Annotated in this window: 19 protein-coding genes; 10 read left to right on the plus strand and 9 right to left on the minus strand. The window is 74.5% G+C overall.

Translation table 11 applies throughout. The features are described 5' to 3' along the window. The first annotated feature begins 429 nt into the window (after positions 1-429). Together O7603_RS14880 and O7603_RS14885 are read left to right on the plus strand one after the other, a co-directional pair. Entirely contained in the window at positions 430-912 is a 483-nt protein-coding gene (locus tag O7603_RS14880) for a DUF6232 family protein (protein ID WP_281576301.1), read from the plus strand. Between the two features lie 60 nt (positions 913-972). Then, a complete protein-coding gene (locus O7603_RS14885) occupies positions 973-1,710 on the plus strand; it encodes a hypothetical protein (protein WP_281576302.1) in 738 nt (245 codons plus the stop codon). Here O7603_RS14885 and O7603_RS14890 read toward each other — a convergent pair. Next, on the minus strand, positions 1,707-2,165 hold the full coding sequence (locus tag O7603_RS14890) for a rhodanese-like domain-containing protein (RefSeq protein WP_281576303.1): 459 nt from the start codon (positions 2,163-2,165) through the stop codon (positions 1,707-1,709). The genes O7603_RS14885 and O7603_RS14890 overlap by 4 nt on opposite strands. Before the next feature lie 71 nt (positions 2,166-2,236). Between O7603_RS14890 and ftrA the strand changes: the two genes are divergently transcribed. Continuing rightward, the gene (gene ftrA / locus O7603_RS14895) at positions 2,237-3,286 is read left to right on the plus strand and encodes a transcriptional regulator FtrA (protein WP_281576304.1); all 1,050 of its coding nucleotides are present in this window, start codon (positions 2,237-2,239) and stop codon (positions 3,284-3,286) included. Here the strand turns inward: ftrA and O7603_RS14900 are convergent. Together O7603_RS14900 and O7603_RS14905 are read right to left on the minus strand one after the other, a co-directional pair. Further along, positions 3,271-4,167, minus strand: a complete 897-nt coding sequence (locus O7603_RS14900) for a ribokinase (protein WP_281576305.1) — start codon at positions 4,165-4,167, stop codon at positions 3,271-3,273. The genes ftrA and O7603_RS14900 overlap by 16 nt on opposite strands. 40 nt (positions 4,168-4,207) lie before the next feature. Next, positions 4,208-5,050: an ABC transporter ATP-binding protein gene (locus O7603_RS14905; RefSeq protein ID WP_281576306.1), complete on the minus strand. Its 843-nt coding sequence runs from the start codon at positions 5,048-5,050 to the stop codon at positions 4,208-4,210. A 131-nt stretch (positions 5,051-5,181) separates the two neighbouring features. On the opposite strand from O7603_RS14905, the gene O7603_RS14910 reads away from it, so the two are divergent. Further along, the gene (locus tag O7603_RS14910) at positions 5,182-6,207 is read left to right on the plus strand and encodes an ATP-binding cassette domain-containing protein (protein WP_281576307.1); all 1,026 of its coding nucleotides are present in this window, start codon (positions 5,182-5,184) and stop codon (positions 6,205-6,207) included. Beyond that, on the plus strand, positions 6,204-7,217 hold the full coding sequence (locus O7603_RS14915; RefSeq protein ID WP_281576308.1) for an ABC transporter permease subunit: 1,014 nt from the start codon (positions 6,204-6,206) through the stop codon (positions 7,215-7,217). The genes O7603_RS14910 and O7603_RS14915 overlap by 4 nt, the downstream gene beginning before the upstream one ends. A gap of 177 nt (positions 7,218-7,394) precedes the next feature. Here the strand turns inward: O7603_RS14915 and O7603_RS14920 are convergent, their stop codons facing one another. Then, positions 7,395-8,570: an ROK family transcriptional regulator gene (locus O7603_RS14920; RefSeq protein ID WP_281576309.1), complete on the minus strand. Its 1,176-nt coding sequence runs from the start codon at positions 8,568-8,570 to the stop codon at positions 7,395-7,397. A gap of 179 nt (positions 8,571-8,749) precedes the next feature. Between O7603_RS14920 and O7603_RS14925 the strand changes: the two genes are divergently transcribed. Next, positions 8,750-10,204 carry a glycoside hydrolase family 3 N-terminal domain-containing protein gene (locus O7603_RS14925; RefSeq protein ID WP_281576310.1) on the plus strand — a complete coding sequence of 485 codons (1,455 nt, stop codon included), beginning with the start codon at positions 8,750-8,752 and terminating at the stop codon, positions 10,202-10,204. A gap of 79 nt (positions 10,205-10,283) precedes the next feature. Next, positions 10,284-11,486 (plus strand): PP2C family protein-serine/threonine phosphatase, encoded by a 1,203-nt coding sequence (locus O7603_RS14930; protein ID WP_281576311.1) that lies wholly within the window; start codon positions 10,284-10,286, stop codon positions 11,484-11,486. A gap of 63 nt (positions 11,487-11,549) precedes the next feature. Here the strand turns inward: O7603_RS14930 and O7603_RS14935 are convergent, their stop codons facing one another. The 3 genes from O7603_RS14935 to O7603_RS14945 all read right to left on the minus strand — a co-directional run bounded on the left by O7603_RS14935 (position 11,550) and on the right by O7603_RS14945 (position 13,570). After that, positions 11,550-11,906: an STAS domain-containing protein gene (locus tag O7603_RS14935; protein WP_281576312.1), complete on the minus strand. Its 357-nt coding sequence runs from the start codon at positions 11,904-11,906 to the stop codon at positions 11,550-11,552. Positions 11,907-12,454: 548 nt separating this feature from the next. Then, entirely contained in the window at positions 12,455-13,117 is a 663-nt protein-coding gene (locus O7603_RS14940) for a GNAT family N-acetyltransferase (RefSeq protein WP_281576313.1), read from the minus strand. 126 nt (positions 13,118-13,243) lie between these two features. Beyond that, positions 13,244-13,570, minus strand: a complete 327-nt coding sequence (locus O7603_RS14945; protein ID WP_281576314.1) for a DUF4396 domain-containing protein — start codon at positions 13,568-13,570, stop codon at positions 13,244-13,246. A gap of 177 nt (positions 13,571-13,747) precedes the next feature. Between O7603_RS14945 and O7603_RS14950 the strand changes: the two genes are divergently transcribed. Both O7603_RS14950 and O7603_RS14955 read left to right on the plus strand, forming a co-directional pair. Continuing rightward, positions 13,748-13,936: a DNA repair protein gene (locus O7603_RS14950; protein WP_281576315.1), complete on the plus strand. Its 189-nt coding sequence runs from the start codon at positions 13,748-13,750 to the stop codon at positions 13,934-13,936. Positions 13,937-14,039: 103 nt separating this feature from the next. Continuing rightward, positions 14,040-14,558 carry a hypothetical protein gene (locus O7603_RS14955; RefSeq protein ID WP_281576316.1) on the plus strand — a complete coding sequence of 173 codons (519 nt, stop codon included), beginning with the start codon at positions 14,040-14,042 and terminating at the stop codon, positions 14,556-14,558. A 9-nt stretch (positions 14,559-14,567) separates the two neighbouring features. Here the strand turns inward: O7603_RS14955 and O7603_RS14960 are convergent, their stop codons facing one another. Then, positions 14,568-15,299: a Clp protease N-terminal domain-containing protein gene (locus O7603_RS14960; RefSeq protein WP_281576317.1), complete on the minus strand. Its 732-nt coding sequence runs from the start codon at positions 15,297-15,299 to the stop codon at positions 14,568-14,570. A gap of 120 nt (positions 15,300-15,419) precedes the next feature. Next, a complete protein-coding gene (locus tag O7603_RS14965; protein ID WP_281576318.1) occupies positions 15,420-15,809 on the minus strand; it encodes a DUF2267 domain-containing protein in 390 nt (129 codons plus the stop codon). A gap of 187 nt (positions 15,810-15,996) precedes the next feature. Between O7603_RS14965 and O7603_RS14970 the strand changes: the two genes are divergently transcribed. Beyond that, positions 15,997-17,226: an MFS transporter gene (locus O7603_RS14970; RefSeq protein ID WP_281576319.1), complete on the plus strand. Its 1,230-nt coding sequence runs from the start codon at positions 15,997-15,999 to the stop codon at positions 17,224-17,226. The last annotated feature ends 15 nt before the right edge of the window (positions 17,227-17,241 follow it).

Consider the following 17,241-nt stretch of genomic DNA (forward strand, 5'->3'; position numbering starts at 1 on the left):
CGGTGTCCTGCGGAGCCTTTGGAGCTGATGACGTAAACGATTCACCGAACCGATCCGCCGGCTGCTGGGCGCCACCACACGGGCGCGGGGGTGACGGAGAGGTCCCGGCCCGAGACGCCGTGCGGCGGCCGGCGGCGAGAGCAGGATGGAGGGGCAGGGCACCTACGGCCGCGCGTGGAGCTTGTCCGGCGGCCGGCGACGCGCGAAGGGGCAGGCACCCGCGGTGGTGCCGGGTTTCCCCGATCCGCCGGGCCGGGCGCCTGCGTGATGTCGTAGACGACTCAGCTCTAAAGGACGCGCACCGCCCCACTCCGCCGCCGTCGCCTCGCCGGCTTGCCGAGGAGAGCCGCTGGTGCGGGCGGTCCTCGCTCTCGGCCCGGCAGGATTCGCGCCCGGCGTGAGGTTGCCGGGGCGTGGTTAGGCTGAGTGATGGTGGTCTATTACCGGGACGCCACGGTGCAGGTGACCTCCGACTCGATCCGGGCGGGCGGGCACGCCGTGGCGCTCACCGACGTGACGTACGTCTGGCACGCCCGCGGTCGCACGACGCTCGCCGTGCGGGGCCGGGTGCTGGGCCGGGGCGTCCTGGTCCTGCTGCTGTCGCTGCCGCCCCTGGTGGCGCTGGTCTGCGTCGTCGCCCTGGTCTGGTCGGCGCAGGACCGCGGCGAGTGGAAGCTCGCGCTGATCATCCTCGCCGGCTGCGCGGTCGGGGCGCTCGCCCTCACCCCGTTCCTGGAGGTGCCGCTGGGCTGGCTGGACCGCTCCTACGAGCGGGGCAACCGGGTGCACGAGCTCTGGGTGCAGCACCACGGCCGGGAGGAGTTGTTGGTGCGTACGCCGGACGCGCTGCGGTTCGGGCAGATCTACCGGGCCGTGCAGCGCGCCATGGAGCAGCACCCGGACCGGCGCTGACCGGCCGGGCGGGTGGACGCCGGCGGGCGGCACGGGCGCGGGCGACGCACACTGGGTGCCATGGCGATTCCCCTCCCCCGGCCGTCCACCGTCGTCGGTCTCACCCGGTCCGCCCTCGACCAGGCCCTCGGTTCGGCCGCCTCGTTCGCGGCCGTGCCGGCGCGCGCGTTCGCGGTGCTGGACGACGTGGAGGCGTTGCTGGCCCGGATCAACGGGGTGGTGGACCGGATCGAGCGGACCCTCGAGCGCACCGACCGGGTGCTGACCGACGCCGAGTCGGCGGTCCGCGAGGTGGCGGTGATCAGTGCCGCGGCGACCAGCGCGATCGAGACCGCCACCGAGGTCGCGACCGCCGCCGCGGTGGTGGTCGGGGAGGCGGAGCAGGTGTCCCGTACGGCCGGCGCGGTGGTGGTCGAGGCGGAGTCGGTGGCCGGGCGGGCCTCGGCCGCGGTGGGCACCGCGGCCGAGGCGGCAGCGACCGCGGCCGAGCTGCTGGTGGCGTACGAGCCGGCGCTGCGTCGGGCCGCGCCGATGACGACCCGGTTCGTCGAGCAGCTCAGTCACGAGGAGGTGACCGCGGCGATCCGGCTCATCGACGAGCTGCCGAAGCTGCGGGAGCACCTGACGGCGGACATCCTGCCGATCCTGGCCACCCTCGACCGGGTCGGCCCGGATTTGCACGATCTGCTGGACGTCACCCGTGACCTCAAGCTCGCCGTCGCCGGCATCCCGGGGCTGGGCATGCTGCGCCGGCGGGGCGAGAAGCTCGTCGACGAGACCGCCGAGCAGAGCGGTTAGCAGTCGCAGCTGATCGTCGACCGGGGTGCGGTCAGGTCGTCGACCGGGCGTCGGGTCAGACCGGTCCCGGTCACCACCGGCAGCCCCTCCCGGACCCAGTACTCGTAGCCGCCGAGCATCTCCTTGACCCGGTGGCCGAGCCGGGCGAACTCCAGCGCGGCCCGGGTGGCGCCGTTGCAGCCGGGCCCCCAGCAGTAGGTGACCACGGCCGAGCCGGCCGGTACCAGCTCGGTGGCGCGGGTGGCTATCTCGGCGGTCGGCAGGTGCACGGCGCCCGGCAGGTGCCCCTGCGCCCAGGCGGCGGCGCCCCGGGAGTCGACGACCACCAGGCCGGGCACCCCGGCGGTCAGGTCGGCGTGCACGTCGCTGACGTCGGTCTCGTAGCTGAGCCGGGCGCGGAAGTGGGCGGCGGCGGACGCGGGGTCGGCCGCCGGTACGGCGAAGGTGTTCGTCATGGCACCGATCGTGCGCGGCGGCGTCGGGTGAAACGAGTGGCTGGAAAGACGTCCTGCGCTAACATCCCGCCATGCCCCGCCAGCTCGCTCCGCCCCGTCCGCTGACCGGGCCCGACAGCCGCCCGCCGGCCGATCGCAGCGTCACGGTGCTGGCGTACGCGGGGATGTCGGTCTTCGAGACCGGGATCGTCACCGAGGTGTTCGGACTGCCCCGGCCCGAGTTCGACGTCGACTGGTACGACCTGCGGGTCTGCGCGGAGCGGCCCGGCCCGGTGCCGATGGTCGGCGGCGCGAACCTGCACACCCCGTACGGTCTGGACGTGCTGGCCGCGGCACGGACGGTGATCGTGCCCGGGGTTCCGGACGTCACCGCGGACCCCTCGCCCGCTCTCGTCGCCGCGCTGCGTCGGGCACACCGGCGGGGCGCCCGGATCATGTCCATCTGTTCGGGCGCGTTCGCGCTGGCCGGCGCGGGCCTGCTCGACGGGCGCCGGGCCACCACCCACTGGCAGTACGCGGACCTGCTGGCCCGTCGGTATCCGGCCGTCGACGTGGACCCGGACGTGCTCTACCTCGACGACGGTGACCTGCTCACCAGCGCCGGCAGTGCGGCGGGGCTGGACCTCTGCGTGCACCTGGTCCGGCGGGACCACGGCGCGGCGATCGCCAACGCGGTCGCCCGGCGGCTGGTGATCCCGCCGCACCGCGACGGCGGGCAGGCCCAGTACATCGAGGCGCCGGTGCCGGACGATCCGGACGACGACCGGATCGCCGGCAGCATCGCGTGGGCGCTGGCCCACCTCGCCGAGCCGCTGACCGTGGCGCGGCTGGCCGGGCAGGCGCACATGTCGACCCGCACCTACCTGCGGCACTTCGCCCGGGCCACCGGGACGAGCCCGATCCGCTGGCTGATCGACCAGCGGGTGCGGGCCAGCGTGGCGCTGCTGGAGACGACGGACGCGCCGGTCGAGGAGATCGCCGCGACGATGGGCTTCGACACCCCGGTGACCTACCGCCATCATTTCGGCCGGGCCATGCGCACGTCGCCGTCGGCGTACCGGCGGGCGTTCCGGACCGGTGGAGGGCCGACGGCGGGCGCGGCGGGTCAGGCCGGCGTGTAGAGCGCGTCGATCTCGGGCCGGTGTGGCAGCGCCACCGACGCGCCGAGCCGGCGGGTGCAGGCCGCGCCGGCCGCCGCCGCCCACCGGACCGCGTCGACCAGGTCCCGCCCCTCGCCCCAGCCGACGGCGAGTGCCGCGGTGAACGCGTCCCCGGCGGCGGTGGAGTCCACCACGTCCACCTTGACCGCGGGCACGTGCACGGCCGTCCCGTCCCGGTCTCCGTACCAGGCGCCGTCGGCACCGAGGGTGAGCACGGCCCGGGGCGTCAGCTCCAGCAGGGCATGCGGCGCCTCCCGGCCGCGCCCGGTGAGCGCCTGCGCCTCACGCTCGTTGACCACGAGCAGGTCCACCGCGGCGAGCAGTTCGTCGGGGACCGGGCGGGCCGGCGCGGCGTTGAGGATGACCCGGGTACCGGCCGCGTGGGCGGCGACCGCGGCCTCGGTCACGGTCTCGACCGGGATCTCCAGCTGGGCGACCAGGACGTCCGCGGCCCGTACGCTGCCCAGTTCCTCATCGCTGAGGCCGGTCAGCGCGCCGTTGGCGCCCGGGGTCACCAGGATCGCGTTCTCCCCCTCGGCGTTGACCATCACCAGGGCCACGCCGGAGGTGCCGTAGACCACCCGTAGGTGCCCGGTGTCCACCCCGGCGGCGGCGATGCGGGCCTTCAGGGTGACCCCGAAGGAGTCCGAGCCGATCGCGCCGAGGAAGGTGCACGCCGCGCCGGCGCGGGCGGCGGCGACGGCCTGGTTGGCGCCCTTGCCGCCGGGCACCATGACGAAGTCGGTGCCGAGCATGGTCTCCCCCGGCCGGGGCAGCGCGGGCGCCATGGCCACCAGGTCCATGTTCGCGCTGCCCACCACGGTCACCCGGGTCTGCGGCACGGGAGTCTCCTGTCGGGGTCGGCGGGACGCGCGGCGCGCCTCAGGCGGCGCGGGCGGTGTACCGGTCGCCCGAGCGCTCGACCACCAGCGGCAGCCCGAAGGTCTTGGAGAGGTTGTCCCCGGTGAGGGTGTCCCCCAGCAGGCCCTGCGCCACCACGCCGCCCTCGCGCAGCAGCAGGGCGTGGGTGAAGCCCGGCGGGATCTCCTCGACGTGGTGGGTGACCAGCACCAGCGCCGGGGCGTCCGGGTCGTACGCCAGCTCGGCGAGCCGGGCGACCAGGTCCTCCCGCCCACCGAGGTCGAGCCCGGCGGCCGGCTCGTCGAGCAGGAGCAGCTCCGGGTCGGTCATCAGGGCCCGGGCGATCTGCACCCGCTTGCGCTCGCCCTCGGACAGGGTGCCGTACCGGCGGTCGGCGAGCCCGCCGATGCCGAGCTGCCCGAGCAGCGCGTGGGCCCGGGCCTCGTCGGTGCGGTCGTAGCTCTCCCGCCAGCGGCCGACCACCGACCAGGCGGCGGTGACCACGACGTCGGCGACCCGCTCGTCGGCGGGGACCCGCTCGGCGAGCGCGGCGGTGGAGAGGCCGATGCGGGTCCGCAGCTCGTTGACGTCCGTCCGGCCGATCCGCTCGCCGAGCACGTGCGCGGTGCCGATGGTCGGGTGCAGCCGACCCGCGGCGAGGTTGAGCAGCGTCGTCTTGCCGGCGCCGTTCGGCCCGAGCACCACCCAGCGCTCGTCCAGCTCGACCCGCCAGGTCACGTCGTGCAGCAGCGCGGTGCCGGACCGGCGTACGCCGACGCCGTCGAGGCTGACCACCAGATCCGCGTCCACGGGGGTGGCGGCGGGGGCGGCGCCGGAGGCGCCAGGGATCAGGTCACCAGTCACCCGCCCATCCAACCACGCAGCGCCGTGGTGCCCCCCACGGGCGGCACGCCGGCCATAGGGTGAGGCGCCGTGTCGTTGGTCACCACACCCGAAGGACGGTCGATGCCGGGTTCGAGCAGGGAGCCGCGCGGATGAGCGCGGTCATCGAGATCGAGGGTCTGCGCAAGGCCTTCCACAGCGTGCGGCAGGGCCGCCGGGTCGCTGTCGACGGTTTCGACCTGCTGGTCGAGGCGGGGCAGGTCCACGGCTTCCTGGGCCCGAACGGCTCGGGCAAGACCACCACCCTGCGTGCCCTGCTGGGGCTGGTCCGCGCCGACGGCGGTCGGATGACGGTGCTCGGTGCCCCGTCGCCCGAGCTGCTGCCGCGGGTGGCCGGGCGGGTCGGGGCGATCGTCGAGAGCCCGCAGTTCTTCGGCAACTTCACCGCGCACCGCACGCTGCGCCTGCTCGCCCTGGCGGGCGGTGTGCCGCTCGGCCGGGTGGACGAGGTGCTGGAGCAGGTGGGCCTGGCCGACCGGGGACACGAGCGGGTGAAGGGCTATTCGCTCGGCATGAAGCAGCGGCTGGCCGTCGCGTCGGCGCTGCTCAAGGATCCGGAGCTGCTCATCCTCGACGAGCCGGCCAACGGGCTGGACCCGGCCGGGATCCGGGAGATGCGGGACCTGATGCGGTCGCTGGCCGCGGCTGGGGTCACCGTCCTGGTCTCCAGTCACATCCTCGGCGAGATCCAGCTGATCTGCGACCACGTGACGATCATTTCGCGAGGTCGCCGGGTGGCGGCCGGCCGGGTGGACGAGGTGCTGGCCGGCTTCGACCAGCACGAGTTCTTGGTCCGGGTGGCCGAGCCGGAGCGGGCCGCGGAGCTGTTGCGGGACGCCGGGGTGGCGGTGGCCGAGTACCCCGACCACCTCGTGGTCGGCCAGGTGACCGATCCGACCGTGGTCAGCCGGCTGCTCGGCGAGCAGGGGCTCTGGGTGGGCGAGCTGACCCCGCTGCGCCCCGATCTGGAGAGCGTCTTCCTGGAGTTGACCGCCGACGGCGGCCACCCGGCGCTGCCCCGGCAGGTCGACGGTTCGGCGCCGCACCAGGCGGGGCCGGCCGGCGAAGCGGTGATCGACCTGGACGCCGGTGTCGGCGGCAGAGGAGGGGACGCGTGAACCTGGTCCGTGCCGAGCTGGAACGGTTGAGCGCGCGCCGCTTCGTCCAGCTCATGATCGTGCTGCTGGTGCTGGCGTTCGGCGTCACCGCGGCGACCACCCTGGCCGGCTCGCACCGGCCGACCTCGTCGGAGCTGATCACCGCCGGCAACCTGGCCGCCCAGGAGCGGCAGAAGCTGGAGGCGACGTACCAGGACTGCGTGGCCCGGGTGAACGGCAATCTGCAGCCTGGCACGGAGACGAACTACTTCCCGGCCGACTGCAGCGAGGTCGATCCGGGACGCATGGAGCGGCTGCCGGTGGCGGCGGACTACCTCATCGGGGTGTTCACCTTCGCCAACCAGGCCCGGCCGCTGCTCTACTTCCTGATCGCCTTCCTGGTGCTGTTCGGGTTTCTGATCGGGGCGTCCTACATCGGGGCCGACCTCAATTCGGGCGGAGTGGTCAACCTGCTGCTGTGGCGGCCACGGCGGCTTACCGTGCTCGGCGCGAAGCTGGGCACGCTGCTCGGCGGGGTGCTCGTGCTGTCGCTGCTCGCCTCCGCCCTGTACCTCGCCACGTTCTGGGTGATCGGGCAGACCGCCGGGCTGGCGGGTGGGCTGACCGGCACGTTCTGGCGGGAGCTCGGTCAGATCCACGGTCGCGGGATGGTGCTCGTGCTGCTCGCCACCGCGACGGGCTTCGCCCTCGCCACGCTGGGGCGGCACACCTCGGCCGCGCTCGGCGCGGCGGCCGCGTACGCGGTGGTCTGGGAGCTCGGCGCGCGGCTGGTGCTGCAGATCGTCGACGCGGCCCGCCCGGACCAGCTCATGCTGACCAGCTACCTCGGCGCCTGGCTCTCCGGTGAGGCCCATTTCTACGACCCGCGGGCCTGCATCGGCAGCGGGAACGGCTTCTGCGACGGCTCCTACACGCTGACCTGGGGGCCGGCGCTCGTCGTGCTGCTCGGGTTGACCGCCGCGCTGACCACGGCCGCCTTCACCGCCTTCCGCCGCCGGGACCTCATCTGAGCTGCGGCGACGCCCGGCCCGGGCGCGAAGGCAACACCTTGCAGCGCCCGGGCCGATGGTGAAGAATTCCTTCGCATGACGGACCGCGGCGGGACCCGACCGACGCAGGTGGGATCCGCCCGGGCCGGTCGGTGCGGGAGCGCCCGGGACCCCGTCGCCCGGTCCCCCCGGAACCGGTCAGCCCACGGTGGAGCCGAACACCTCGTCGCGGACGGCGTCCAGCGCCGTGCGCAGCGCGCCGCGCAGGATCGGCTCCTCGGTCAGCCCGGTCGGCACCACCCGCGGCCGGACCAGCGTGATCGCCGCGACCTCGTGCTGCACCCGCTCGGCCAGGGCCAGGCCGCCGGCCTGTCCCACCTCGCCGGCGAGCACCACCAGCGGCGGGTCGAGCACCACGCAGGTGCTCGCCACCCCGAGCGCCAGCCGGCGGGCCAACTCGTCCAGCATCGCGCCACCGGCCGCACCGGCCTCGATCGCCGCCGACACGGCCGCGGCGGCGTTGCCCGCGCGGAAGCCGTGCTCGCGGGCCACCGCCCGGACGGCGTCGGCCCCGGCGAGCTGCTGGAACGCCGGTTTCGCCCGGCGGGAGACGTCGCGCGGGATGGGGGCGCCGGGCACCGGCAGGTAGCCGATCTCGCCGGCCGCGCCGCTGCTGCCGTGGTGCAACCGCCCGCCGAGCATGATCGCCAGGCCGACGCCGGCGCCGACCCACACCAGGACGAAGTCCTGCACCCCCTGCGCGGCGCCGGACTGCGCCTCGGCGACCGCGGCGAGGTTCACGTCGTTCTCGAAGACCACCGGGGTGTGCAGGTCCTCGCGCAGCGCCGCGAGGAGACCGCTGTGCCAGCGCGGCAGGTTGAAGGCGAAGGTGATGTCGCCGGTCCCCGGGTCGACCAGACCCGGCGTGCCGAGCACGATGCGCCGTACGCTCGACAGCTGCGCCTGGGCGCTGCTCGCCGCCTGGACGACCGCGTTGTGCACCACGCCCACCGGATCGTCGGTGTCCCGGGTGGACTGCTCCACCCGGCCGATCACCGCGCCTGTGATGTCCGCGCAGGCGGCCACCACCCGGTCCGGGCCGACGTCCACGCCGACGACGTGCGCGCTGCCCGGGCGTACGGCGTAGAGCTGGGCGTTCGGTCCCCGCCCGCCGGCCTGCTCGCCGACCCGGGTGACGAGACCGCGCTCCTCCAGGCGCTCGACCAGTTGCGAGGCGGTGACCTTGGACAGCCCGGTCAGCTCGCCCAGCCGGGCCCGCGTCAGCGGCCCGCGCTCGAGCAGGAGTTCGAGCGCCGCACGGTCGTTGAGCGCCCGCAACAGGCGGGGGGTGCCGGGCAGCCGGGTCGCACTCATGCCACGTCCTCTAGATTTAGTAAACTTTGCTAACTGTAAACCGACCTGCGAACGGGTAGCCGTAGCGTAGCGGCCACCCGGACCGGGAGTACTCGGACGACCCGGCAGCGCTCCGCGACCGGGACGGCCGGGACCCGGTACGACATCCGTGCCGTACGGCACCGAAAGGGGAAGAGAACGTGGGGCTCGATCCAGGACTGCGCCGGCTCGCGCTGGGCACGCTGCTGGCCGCGTACTCCGGGCCGGTCCCGCCGGACTGGGCGGTCGACCTGGTCGCCGACGGCCTCGCCGGGCACACCCTGTTCGGCACCAACGTGCACGACCCGGCGCAGGTGGCGGCGACCACCGCCACGCTGCGCGAGGGGCGGGCGGACGTGCTGATCGCCATCGACGAGGAGGGCGGCGACGTCACCCGCCTGGCCCACGCCACGGGCAGCCCGTACCCCGGCAACGCCGCGCTCGGCGCGATCGGCGACGTGGCACTCACCCGGCGGGTCTACGAGGCGATCGGCCTCGAACTCGCCGGACTCGGCATCACCGTGAACCTCGCCCCGACCGTCGACGTGAACACCGCGGACGAAAACCCGGTGATCGGCACGCGCTCGTTCGGCGCCGACCCGGTCCGGGTGGCCGCACACTCGGCGGCGGCGGTGGCCGGGCTCCAGGCGAGCGGCGTTGCGGCCTGCGCCAAACACTTCCCCGGGCACGGCGCGACCGTCGCCGACTCGCACCACGAACTGCCCACCGTGGACGTCCCACTCGACCTCCTGCGCCGGCGGGACCTGCCGCCGTTCGCCGCCGTGGTGGCCGCCGGCGCCCAAGCCGTGATGACCGCGCACATCCGGGTGCCGGCGCTGACCGGCACCGGCCCGGCCACCTTCAGCCGGGCCGTCCTGGTCGACCTGCTCCGCACCGAGTACGGCTTCACCGGCGCGGTGATCACGGACGCGCTGGAGATGAAGGGCGCGTCGGTCGCCGCTGGCGGGGTCGGGCCGGCCGCCGTACGGGCCCTCGCCGCCGGGGCGGACCTGCTCTGCATCGGCGCCAAGGTCGACGCCGGGCTGGTCGAGCACGTCGCCGCCGAGATCGTGGCGGCGCTTGAGGACGGCCAGCTGGACCGCGCCCGCGTGGAGGAGGCGGCCGGGCGCGCCGCCACGCTCGCCGCCTGGACCCGGGCCGCCACCCGGCCGCCCGCCGGCGGTGGCACCGACCTGGGGTACGCGGCAGCGCGCCGCGCGGTGCGGATCGAGGGCGTGCTGACCGAGCTGGACCGACCCCTCGTCGTGCAGCTGCACGCCGCCTCGACCATCGCCGAGGGGCGCGTGCCCTGGGGGCTCGGCCCGCACCTGGCCGGTGCCGAGGAGATCCGCGCGGTCGCCGCCGAGACGGATGCGGATACCCTGCGCCGGTTCGCCGGAGACCGGCCGATCGTCCTGGTCGGCCGGCACCTGCACCGGTTGCCGGGCGGTCCCGAGCTGGTCACCGCGCTGGCCGCCGAGCACCCGGTGACCGTGGTGGAGATGGGCTGGCCGGCACAGTGGCGACCGGCGGGCGTCCGGGCCTTCGTCACCACGTACGGCGCGAGCCACGCCAACGGTCGCGCCGCGGCCGAGGCGCTCGGCCTCGCCGGCTGAGACCGGACAACCCGGGCGTCCCGGCCTACCCGGCTCGCGTTCCGGCTTTGGCCGGGCCGAGCTGGGGTAAACGGGCGGGATGACCGCCGACGACCTCTGGCTCCGGGCCCTGGCCGACCTGACGGCCCGGTCGCACCGGCTGCCGCCGGACGATCTGACGGACGCGGTCAACACGGTGCTGCGGCCGCTGGGGGTCGCGGTGACCATCTACCTGGTCGACGTGGAGCAGCGGGACCTGCGACCGCTGCCCCAGCCCGGTCGGCCGGCACCGGACCCGCTGCCGATCGACGCCAGCCTCGCCGGCCGCGCGTTCACCCAGGTCGAGATGCACGCCGGCCAGGGGCCACCGCCCCGGCTCTGGGTGCCGCTCGTCGACGGCACCGACCGGCTGGGGCTGCTGGAGGTCTTTCCACCCGCCGGCCTGGAGCTGACCGACGCGGCGCTTCGCGGCGGCTGCAGGCTGATCGCCGGACTGATCGGGCATTTGATGACCAGCAAGAGCGCGTACGGCGACGGCCTGCACCGGGCCCGCCGCAGCCGGCCGATGGGCGTCTCCGCCGAACTGCTCTGGCAGTTGCTGCCACCACTGACGTTCGCCACCCCGGACGCGACGATCAGCGCGGTGCTGGAGCCCTGCTACGAGGTGGGCGGCGACGCCTTCGACTACAGCCTGAACGGGAACCGGATCACCCTGGCCATCCTCGACGGGGTGGGCCACGGCCTCCCGGCGGTGCTCACCACCTCGGTCGCGCTGGCGGCGATGCGGGCCGCACGACGGTCCGGGGAGAACCTGGCCGGGTTGGGCCGGGCGGTCGACGCGGCGGTCGCCGGGCAGTGGCGCGACGGCCGGTTCGTCACCGCGGTGCTCGCCGAATTCGACACGGGCAGCGGCCTGCTGCGCTACGTCAACGCCGGGCATCCGCCGCCGCTGCTGCTGCGCCGTGGTCGGGCGGTGCAGGCGCTGGACGGTGGCCGGCGGCTCCCACTCGGCCTGGCGGACGACCGGAGCGACGTCGCCCGGACCCGGCTGGAGCCCGGCGACCGACTGCTGCTGCACACCGACGGCGTGACCGAGGCCCGGGACGCGGCGGGCCGCATGTTCGGCCTGGCCCGACTGGCCGACCTCGCGGAGCGGTACGTCGCCTCCGGCCTGCCCACGCCCGAGACGCTGCGCCGGCTCAGCCACGCGGTCAGCGGCCACCAGGACGGCCCACTGCGCGACGACGCCACGCTGCTGCTGGTCGAGTGGTCGCCGGAGGCGTCGGCGCGGCTCGAGCCGTGACCGGGCGACCGACGGTACCTCGGCCCGCACGGCGACCGCGACGCGCCGGCCTGCCCACGGCCCCTATTCGAGGCCGCGGAAGCCGCGCGCGGCCGACGGGGGCGGGGCGTCCGCGGAGAGCCCGAGGAGTGCGCCGACCGAGGTGATCCGGAGTACCCGGGCCACCATCGGCCGCGGATCGGCCACCCGGAAGGTGATGCCACCACGCCGGGCGGTGGCTGCGGCGCTGACGAGGACACGGATCCCGCTCGAGTCGAGGAAGCCGACGCCGGCCAGGTCGACGACGACCTCGCTCGTGCCCGACCGGCTCAGCGCATCGGCCAGGGCGGCGTCGAGCGCGTCCGCCGTGGCCATGTCGACCTCGCCCACCGGCTGCACGGTCAGCTGCCCCGGCCCGGTGTCCCACAGGCGCACGTCCATCGGCCACCTCTCCGGCGCTGAGGGTCCTCGGTGCACCGGCCGACCGCCGACGCCAGCCGACCATACCGGCAGGTGGCGGCCACCGCAGTGGCCCTACGCGGCCAGCTGGTTCACGACCGCGGCCGAACCCACCTCGCCGACCAGCCCGTATTCCTCGGAGCTCCTCACTCGACGGGCGCTCGGCCTCGTCCGCACGCTGCGTCACCGAGACTCACGTTCCGGGTCGCAGCCTCCGCTCCAGGTCAAGTCCACTATTCGACACGCCGGACCGGGTCGGCGCGTCTTGCCCCGGACCGATTCAATACGTAGCGTGATCAGCACAAGACGCGACCGGCGCATCACCGTCGGTCGCGCGCACGGGGACCTGGGGGGAGGCTGCGGACCGTGGATCCGGCCCGGGATCCACGGTCCGCGCTCTGCGCCCCCACCGCGCCGCCGCCTGATTCCCGCCTCGCGCCGACCCTCGCGCGGTCGCCACGTGACCCTCGCCGGGTCACGCCGCCGCCGTCCATCGCCCGGTCGCGCACCGCCCGGCACGCGGCCCCGGATCAGGCCGGATACACGCCGAATGAGCGCCAGCCCCGGTCCGGGAAGCCGGCCGCCTCCGCGACCCGTGCGGACGCCTGGTTGTTCCGGTCGTGCAGGTAGGTCGGCACCGCGCCCTCGTCGAGAACCCGGCGGGCGGCCTGGGCGACCAGCCGTCGGGCCAGCCCACGACCCCGCGCGGCGGGCACGGTGCCGACGGCCAGTTCGTGGCCGTGCCGGTCGTGCCGCTTGATGCCAGCCCCGGCCAGGTAGCGGCCGTCGGAACCGTGGACCACCAGCACCTCGCGGTCGAACAGCCGCAGCCACGGAGGCAGCCCCGGCGACGTGGGCGCGACCCACTCCCCGACGTCCGGCAGCGGCGCGGGGGCCAGGCTCCACCGGAAGGCGCCGTCGTGGGTGGGCCAGTCGGGCAGGCCGACAGCGGCGGGTAGCGCCGGAATCAGCCGGTCCACCGGGCGGTCGGCGAGCGCGCGTACCGCCGCGGCCCGGTCCGGCGGCACCGAGAGCACCGTGCTGCGCCCGGTGCCGACGGCGACGGCGGGCCGAAGACGGCCGTCCCAGGCCGGGCGGGCCCGTCGCCCCGTGCCGACCACGTGCAGCCCGGGACCAGCCGGCCACTGCCCCAACCACGTCGCCAGGTGCAGGTGGAGCCGCCGGTCGAGCACTCCACCACCTCCCGCGATCCACCCGTCCCGGTCCGGGCCGCACCGTCCGGCGCGGGCGTCCGGCCCCGCCGGGCGCCGTCGCCGATCACCGTACGCCGGGCGCGGCGGCCGGGGCGGGCGGATCCGTCAGCGCCGGTGGTGGCCGGCGTGCGCGTCCGCGCCGGAACGTTCCGCCTCCTCGGCGGCGTGCGCGTCCGCGCCGGATCGTGCTGCCTCGCGGGCGGCGTGACCGGCGGGAGTGGGGTGGCCGACGCCGGGCGCGTCGTGACCCGGCCCGGTCGGGTGACCGGCGGCGGCCGGGTCACCGGCGCCGTGGTGGAACCGGTGGGTCACCGCGTGCCCCCGCCTGCGGGCGATCAGCGCACGGTTGACCGGGACGGTGACCAGGAAGGCCACCGCCAGCGCGCCGGCCAGCGCGCCCCAGAACAGCGGGTCGGTCAGCCCGGCGCCCATCGCGCCCGCGGCGTCACTTCTTCCCGCGTCGCGCGCTTGGCTGCGGCGTCGGGTGGGTATCGGACACCGCACGCCGCAACCGGCGGGAATTCCTTTGCCCGCAGGGGAACCGGACGCCCAGACATCGCGTCACACCTATTTCCATACATGGACAACTTTCTTTGGGACGGTATGGTCATGCCGAATCAGCCGAATGACCGGTACCAGCAGGACACCGAGCGACTCTGGCGGGTCCCGGAGGCCGGACGGTTCCCGGCCCAACCGCCGCACCGAGGCGCCCGCTCCGACGACGCCGCCCTGAGCTGGGCCGAGCTGAACAAGCTTCCGGCCGGCGCCTCCGCCCGGCACGGCCTCAACAGCCGCTGACCGCGGGCGACACACCCGGACGGTCCACCAGGGGCGTTCGCACACCTGTCGGGTAACGTCTTCTGGTCCGGAATCCCGGCCGACGACAGGAGAAGCTCCCCGCATGGGTAAGAAGACCATCCACGTCTCCGACTTCAGCGGCACGGTTCTGCAGCCCGACGACGAGGCGGTCCGCGTCGTCGTGCTGGAGCACCCTGACCTGGTGGCTGGGCCCGTGCAACTGGACGCCACCCCTGTGGAGGTGGAGAGCATCGACGACGCCGCGCTGGACGTGGCGGTGGTCGAGATCCACGACCGGCACGGTGGTGGCGAGCCGCGCCGGGTGGTCCTCACCGCCAGCGAGTTCGACGCGATGGCCACCGACGTGCCGATGGCGCAACTGCTGCGGACCGCCGAGCGGGTGCGCCCACCCAAGGCCCGCAAGAGCGCGGAGCGGATCGACTACGCCACCATCGAGCACGCCGGCAAGCCACACCGGGGCCGCGTCACCGAGGAGGAGGCCCACCTGGTGCGGGAGCGCCTGGACGAGGTCAACAAGCGCCTCGCCGACGCCGGCCTCCGCCAGGTCGACCCGACCGACCCGGAGCACGCCGCGCGGTACGGCTTCCCGACCGCGTCCTGAGCCGCCGGCTCAGGCCTGCTTCCGCACGGCGGCCTCGAGCGCCGCGAGGAGCGCGGTCTCGGCGGCGGCCTTGTCGACGCCGAGACCGGCGAGCACCCCGGTCCCGTCCTCCAACTCCAGCAGAGCGAGCAGGATGTGCTCGGTGCCGATGTAGTTGTGCCCCAACCGCAGCGCTTCACGGAAGGTCAGCTCCAGCGCCTTGCGGGACTGCGCGTCGTACGGGATCAGTTCCGGCACCTCGCCCGACGAGGGCGACCCGAGCACCGCGGTCGCGACCTCGCGCACCCGCTCCAGCGACACGCCCTGCGCGACGATCGCCTTGGCGGCGAGCGCCTCCGGCTCGCTGAGCAGCCCCAGCACCAGGTGCTCGGGGCGGATCTCGGCGTGCCCGGTGGCCCGTGCCTCGTCCTGCGCTGCCGTCACCACGTTCCGGGCGCGCGGAGTGAACCGGCTGAACCCCTGCTGCGGGTCCAGCGGCGCCTCGGCGGGTCGGGACACGAAGCGCTTCTGCGCCGCCTGCTTGGTGACCCCCATGCTGCGGCCGATGTCGGTCCAGGAGGCGCCCGCCCGGCGTGCCTGGTCCACGAAGTGCCCGATCAGGTGGTCCGCCACCTCGCCGAGGTGATCGGCGACGATGACCGCGTCGGTGAGCTGGTCGAGCGGTTCGCTGTGCGCCGTCTTGATCGCCTGGATCATCTCGTCCAGCCGTACGGGGTTGCCCACGGGCTCAGGATTCTTCATGCGTCAACCATAGGTTGACGCATTCCACCCGTCAACCATCGGTTGACGAATCGGTGTCGTCGGGTCCACGACGACAGGCCGGTCCACGGCGGACCGGCCTCTCGTTCGTGTCGGACCCGGTCAGGGGCCCTGCGGCACGGGCTCCGCCAAGGCCTGGATCTCCGTGGGCACCTGCGCCATCGCCTGCTCGAACTCCTTGTGCCCGACCACCCGGTGCAGGGTCTGCAGGACCGCCCCCGCACCCCGCTCGGCCAGGCTCGGACCCACCCCCGCGCGCTCGGCCACCCGGCGCACGAACTCGTCGTACGCGAACGACTCCGGCTCCTCCGGCGCGGCGCGGGCCAGCAGCGGGCGGAGTTCGTGGGCCACGTGGGCGGACAGGTCGGCCGCCTGGCCGCCGCTGATCCGCTCCGCGAGGGTGCGCAGAGTGGCCTCGGTCAGCGCCTGTGCCGTGTCGTCCGGGACACCCGCCCGGGCGGCCACCTTGTCGAAGAACTTCAGCTCGGCCATGCCCCGTCCTTCCCGTTCCGGAGAAGCGTGGCTACCCGCGTCCCCGGAGGGCAAACGGCCTCGCCGGCCCTCCGTGCTGCGTGCGGCGGGGCAGATCGGGTACTCCGCCGCGTTCGCCCACCGGGGCAAGCGTCCAGGTCGAGCGCGCCGGGCAGCCCGCCCGCCGCTCATCCGAGAAGCAGGAGACATGAGTAGCGACCGCACCACGCGCGCCGGCACGGCCGCCACGGCCGGCACCGGACGGCGACGCCTCTCGCCCACCCTCTCCCTGTTCCTGCTCGCCTCGATCCTGGTGTCGTTCCTGGCCTCCTCGGCCGCCCCGACCCCCCTCTACGCGATCTACCAGGCGAACTGGCACTTCTCGCCGATCACCACCACGGTCATCTTCGGCATCTACGCGCTCGCGGTGCTGGGCACCCTGTTGACCGTCGGCAAGCTGTCCGACCATGTCGGACGCCGCCCGGTCCTGCTCGTCGCGATCACCGTCCAGATAGCCTCGCTCGTCGTCTTCATCTTCGCGAACGGCGTACCCGCGCTGCTGACCGCCCGCATCGTGCAGGGGCTCGCCACCGGCGCCGCCACGGGCGCCATCGGCGCCGCGATGCTGGACGTCAACCGCGCCCGCGGCACCCTCGCGAATTCCATCGCTCCCGGCATCGGAACCGGCGGCGGCGCGCTGCTGTCGGCGCTGCTCGTCCAGTTCCTGCCCGCGCCGACCCGGCTGGTGTACGTCGTCCTGCTGGTGATCCTGCTGATCCAGGGGATCGGGGTGCTGCTGATGCCGGAGACGGTCACCCCGATGCGGGGAGCGCTGCGCAGCCTGCGACCGGAGATCAGCCTGCCCCGCTCCGTACGGGGGCCGGTGCTGGTGGTCGCCCCGGTGCTCTTCGCCGGCTGGTCGCTGGCCGGCTTCTTCGGCGCGCTCGGCCCGGCCCTCGTGCACGCCCTCGGACCCACCTCGATCGTGTTCGGCGGGGTGGCGCTCTTCGTCCTCGCCGGCCTGTCGTCCGTCACCGTCCTCGTGCTGCGCAACACGTCCGCCCGAGCCCTGATGCTCACCGGGATCACCGCCCTCGTCCTGGGCTCGATCGTCACGATGCTGTCGATCAACACCAAGTCCGTCGCCGGCTTCTTCGTCGGCATCGCGCTCGGGGGCATCGGCTTCGGCGCCGCCTTCCAGGGCAGCCTCAAGACGGTGATGCCGCTGGTCGAGGCGCACGAGCGCGCCAGCGTGCTCTCCCTGATCTACATCGTCTGCTACATCGGCCTCGGCCTGCCCGCCGTCATCGCGGGCTACCTCGTGGTGAACGGCGGCGGCCTGCCCCGCACCGCCGACGAGTACACCGTCTTCGTCATCGTCCTGGCCCTGATCGCCCTGCTCGGGCTGCGCGGGGCCACGAAGAAGTCGCCCGCGTGATGTCGCGCCGGCCGC

This window comes from Micromonospora sp. WMMD812 (genome assembly GCF_027497215.1).
GTDB lineage: Bacteria > Actinomycetota > Actinomycetes > Mycobacteriales > Micromonosporaceae > Micromonospora.

Coding starts and splice junctions, on each gene's coding strand:
- O7603_RS14880 (WP_281576301.1), top strand. CDS start 430: ATGGTGGTCTATTACCGGGACGCCACGGTGCAGGTGACCTCCGACTCG.
- O7603_RS14885 (WP_281576302.1), top strand. CDS start 973: ATGGCGATTCCCCTCCCCCGGCCGTCCACCGTCGTCGGTCTCACCCGG.
- O7603_RS14890 (WP_281576303.1), bottom strand. CDS start 2,165: ATGACGAACACCTTCGCCGTACCGGCGGCCGACCCCGCGTCCGCCGCC.
- ftrA (WP_281576304.1), top strand. CDS start 2,237: ATGCCCCGCCAGCTCGCTCCGCCCCGTCCGCTGACCGGGCCCGACAGC.
- O7603_RS14910 (WP_281576307.1), top strand. CDS start 5,182: ATGAGCGCGGTCATCGAGATCGAGGGTCTGCGCAAGGCCTTCCACAGC.
- O7603_RS14920 (WP_281576309.1), bottom strand. CDS start 8,570: ATGAGTGCGACCCGGCTGCCCGGCACCCCCCGCCTGTTGCGGGCGCTC.
- O7603_RS14930 (WP_281576311.1), top strand. CDS start 10,284: ATGACCGCCGACGACCTCTGGCTCCGGGCCCTGGCCGACCTGACGGCC.
- O7603_RS14935 (WP_281576312.1), bottom strand. CDS start 11,906: ATGGACGTGCGCCTGTGGGACACCGGGCCGGGGCAGCTGACCGTGCAG.
- O7603_RS14945 (WP_281576314.1), bottom strand. CDS start 13,570: ATGGGCGCCGGGCTGACCGACCCGCTGTTCTGGGGCGCGCTGGCCGGC.
- O7603_RS14950 (WP_281576315.1), top strand. CDS start 13,748: ATGCCGAATCAGCCGAATGACCGGTACCAGCAGGACACCGAGCGACTC.
- O7603_RS14955 (WP_281576316.1), top strand. CDS start 14,040: ATGGGTAAGAAGACCATCCACGTCTCCGACTTCAGCGGCACGGTTCTG.
- O7603_RS14960 (WP_281576317.1), bottom strand. CDS start 15,299: ATGAAGAATCCTGAGCCCGTGGGCAACCCCGTACGGCTGGACGAGATG.
- O7603_RS14965 (WP_281576318.1), bottom strand. CDS start 15,809: ATGGCCGAGCTGAAGTTCTTCGACAAGGTGGCCGCCCGGGCGGGTGTC.
- O7603_RS14970 (WP_281576319.1), top strand. CDS start 15,997: ATGAGTAGCGACCGCACCACGCGCGCCGGCACGGCCGCCACGGCCGGC.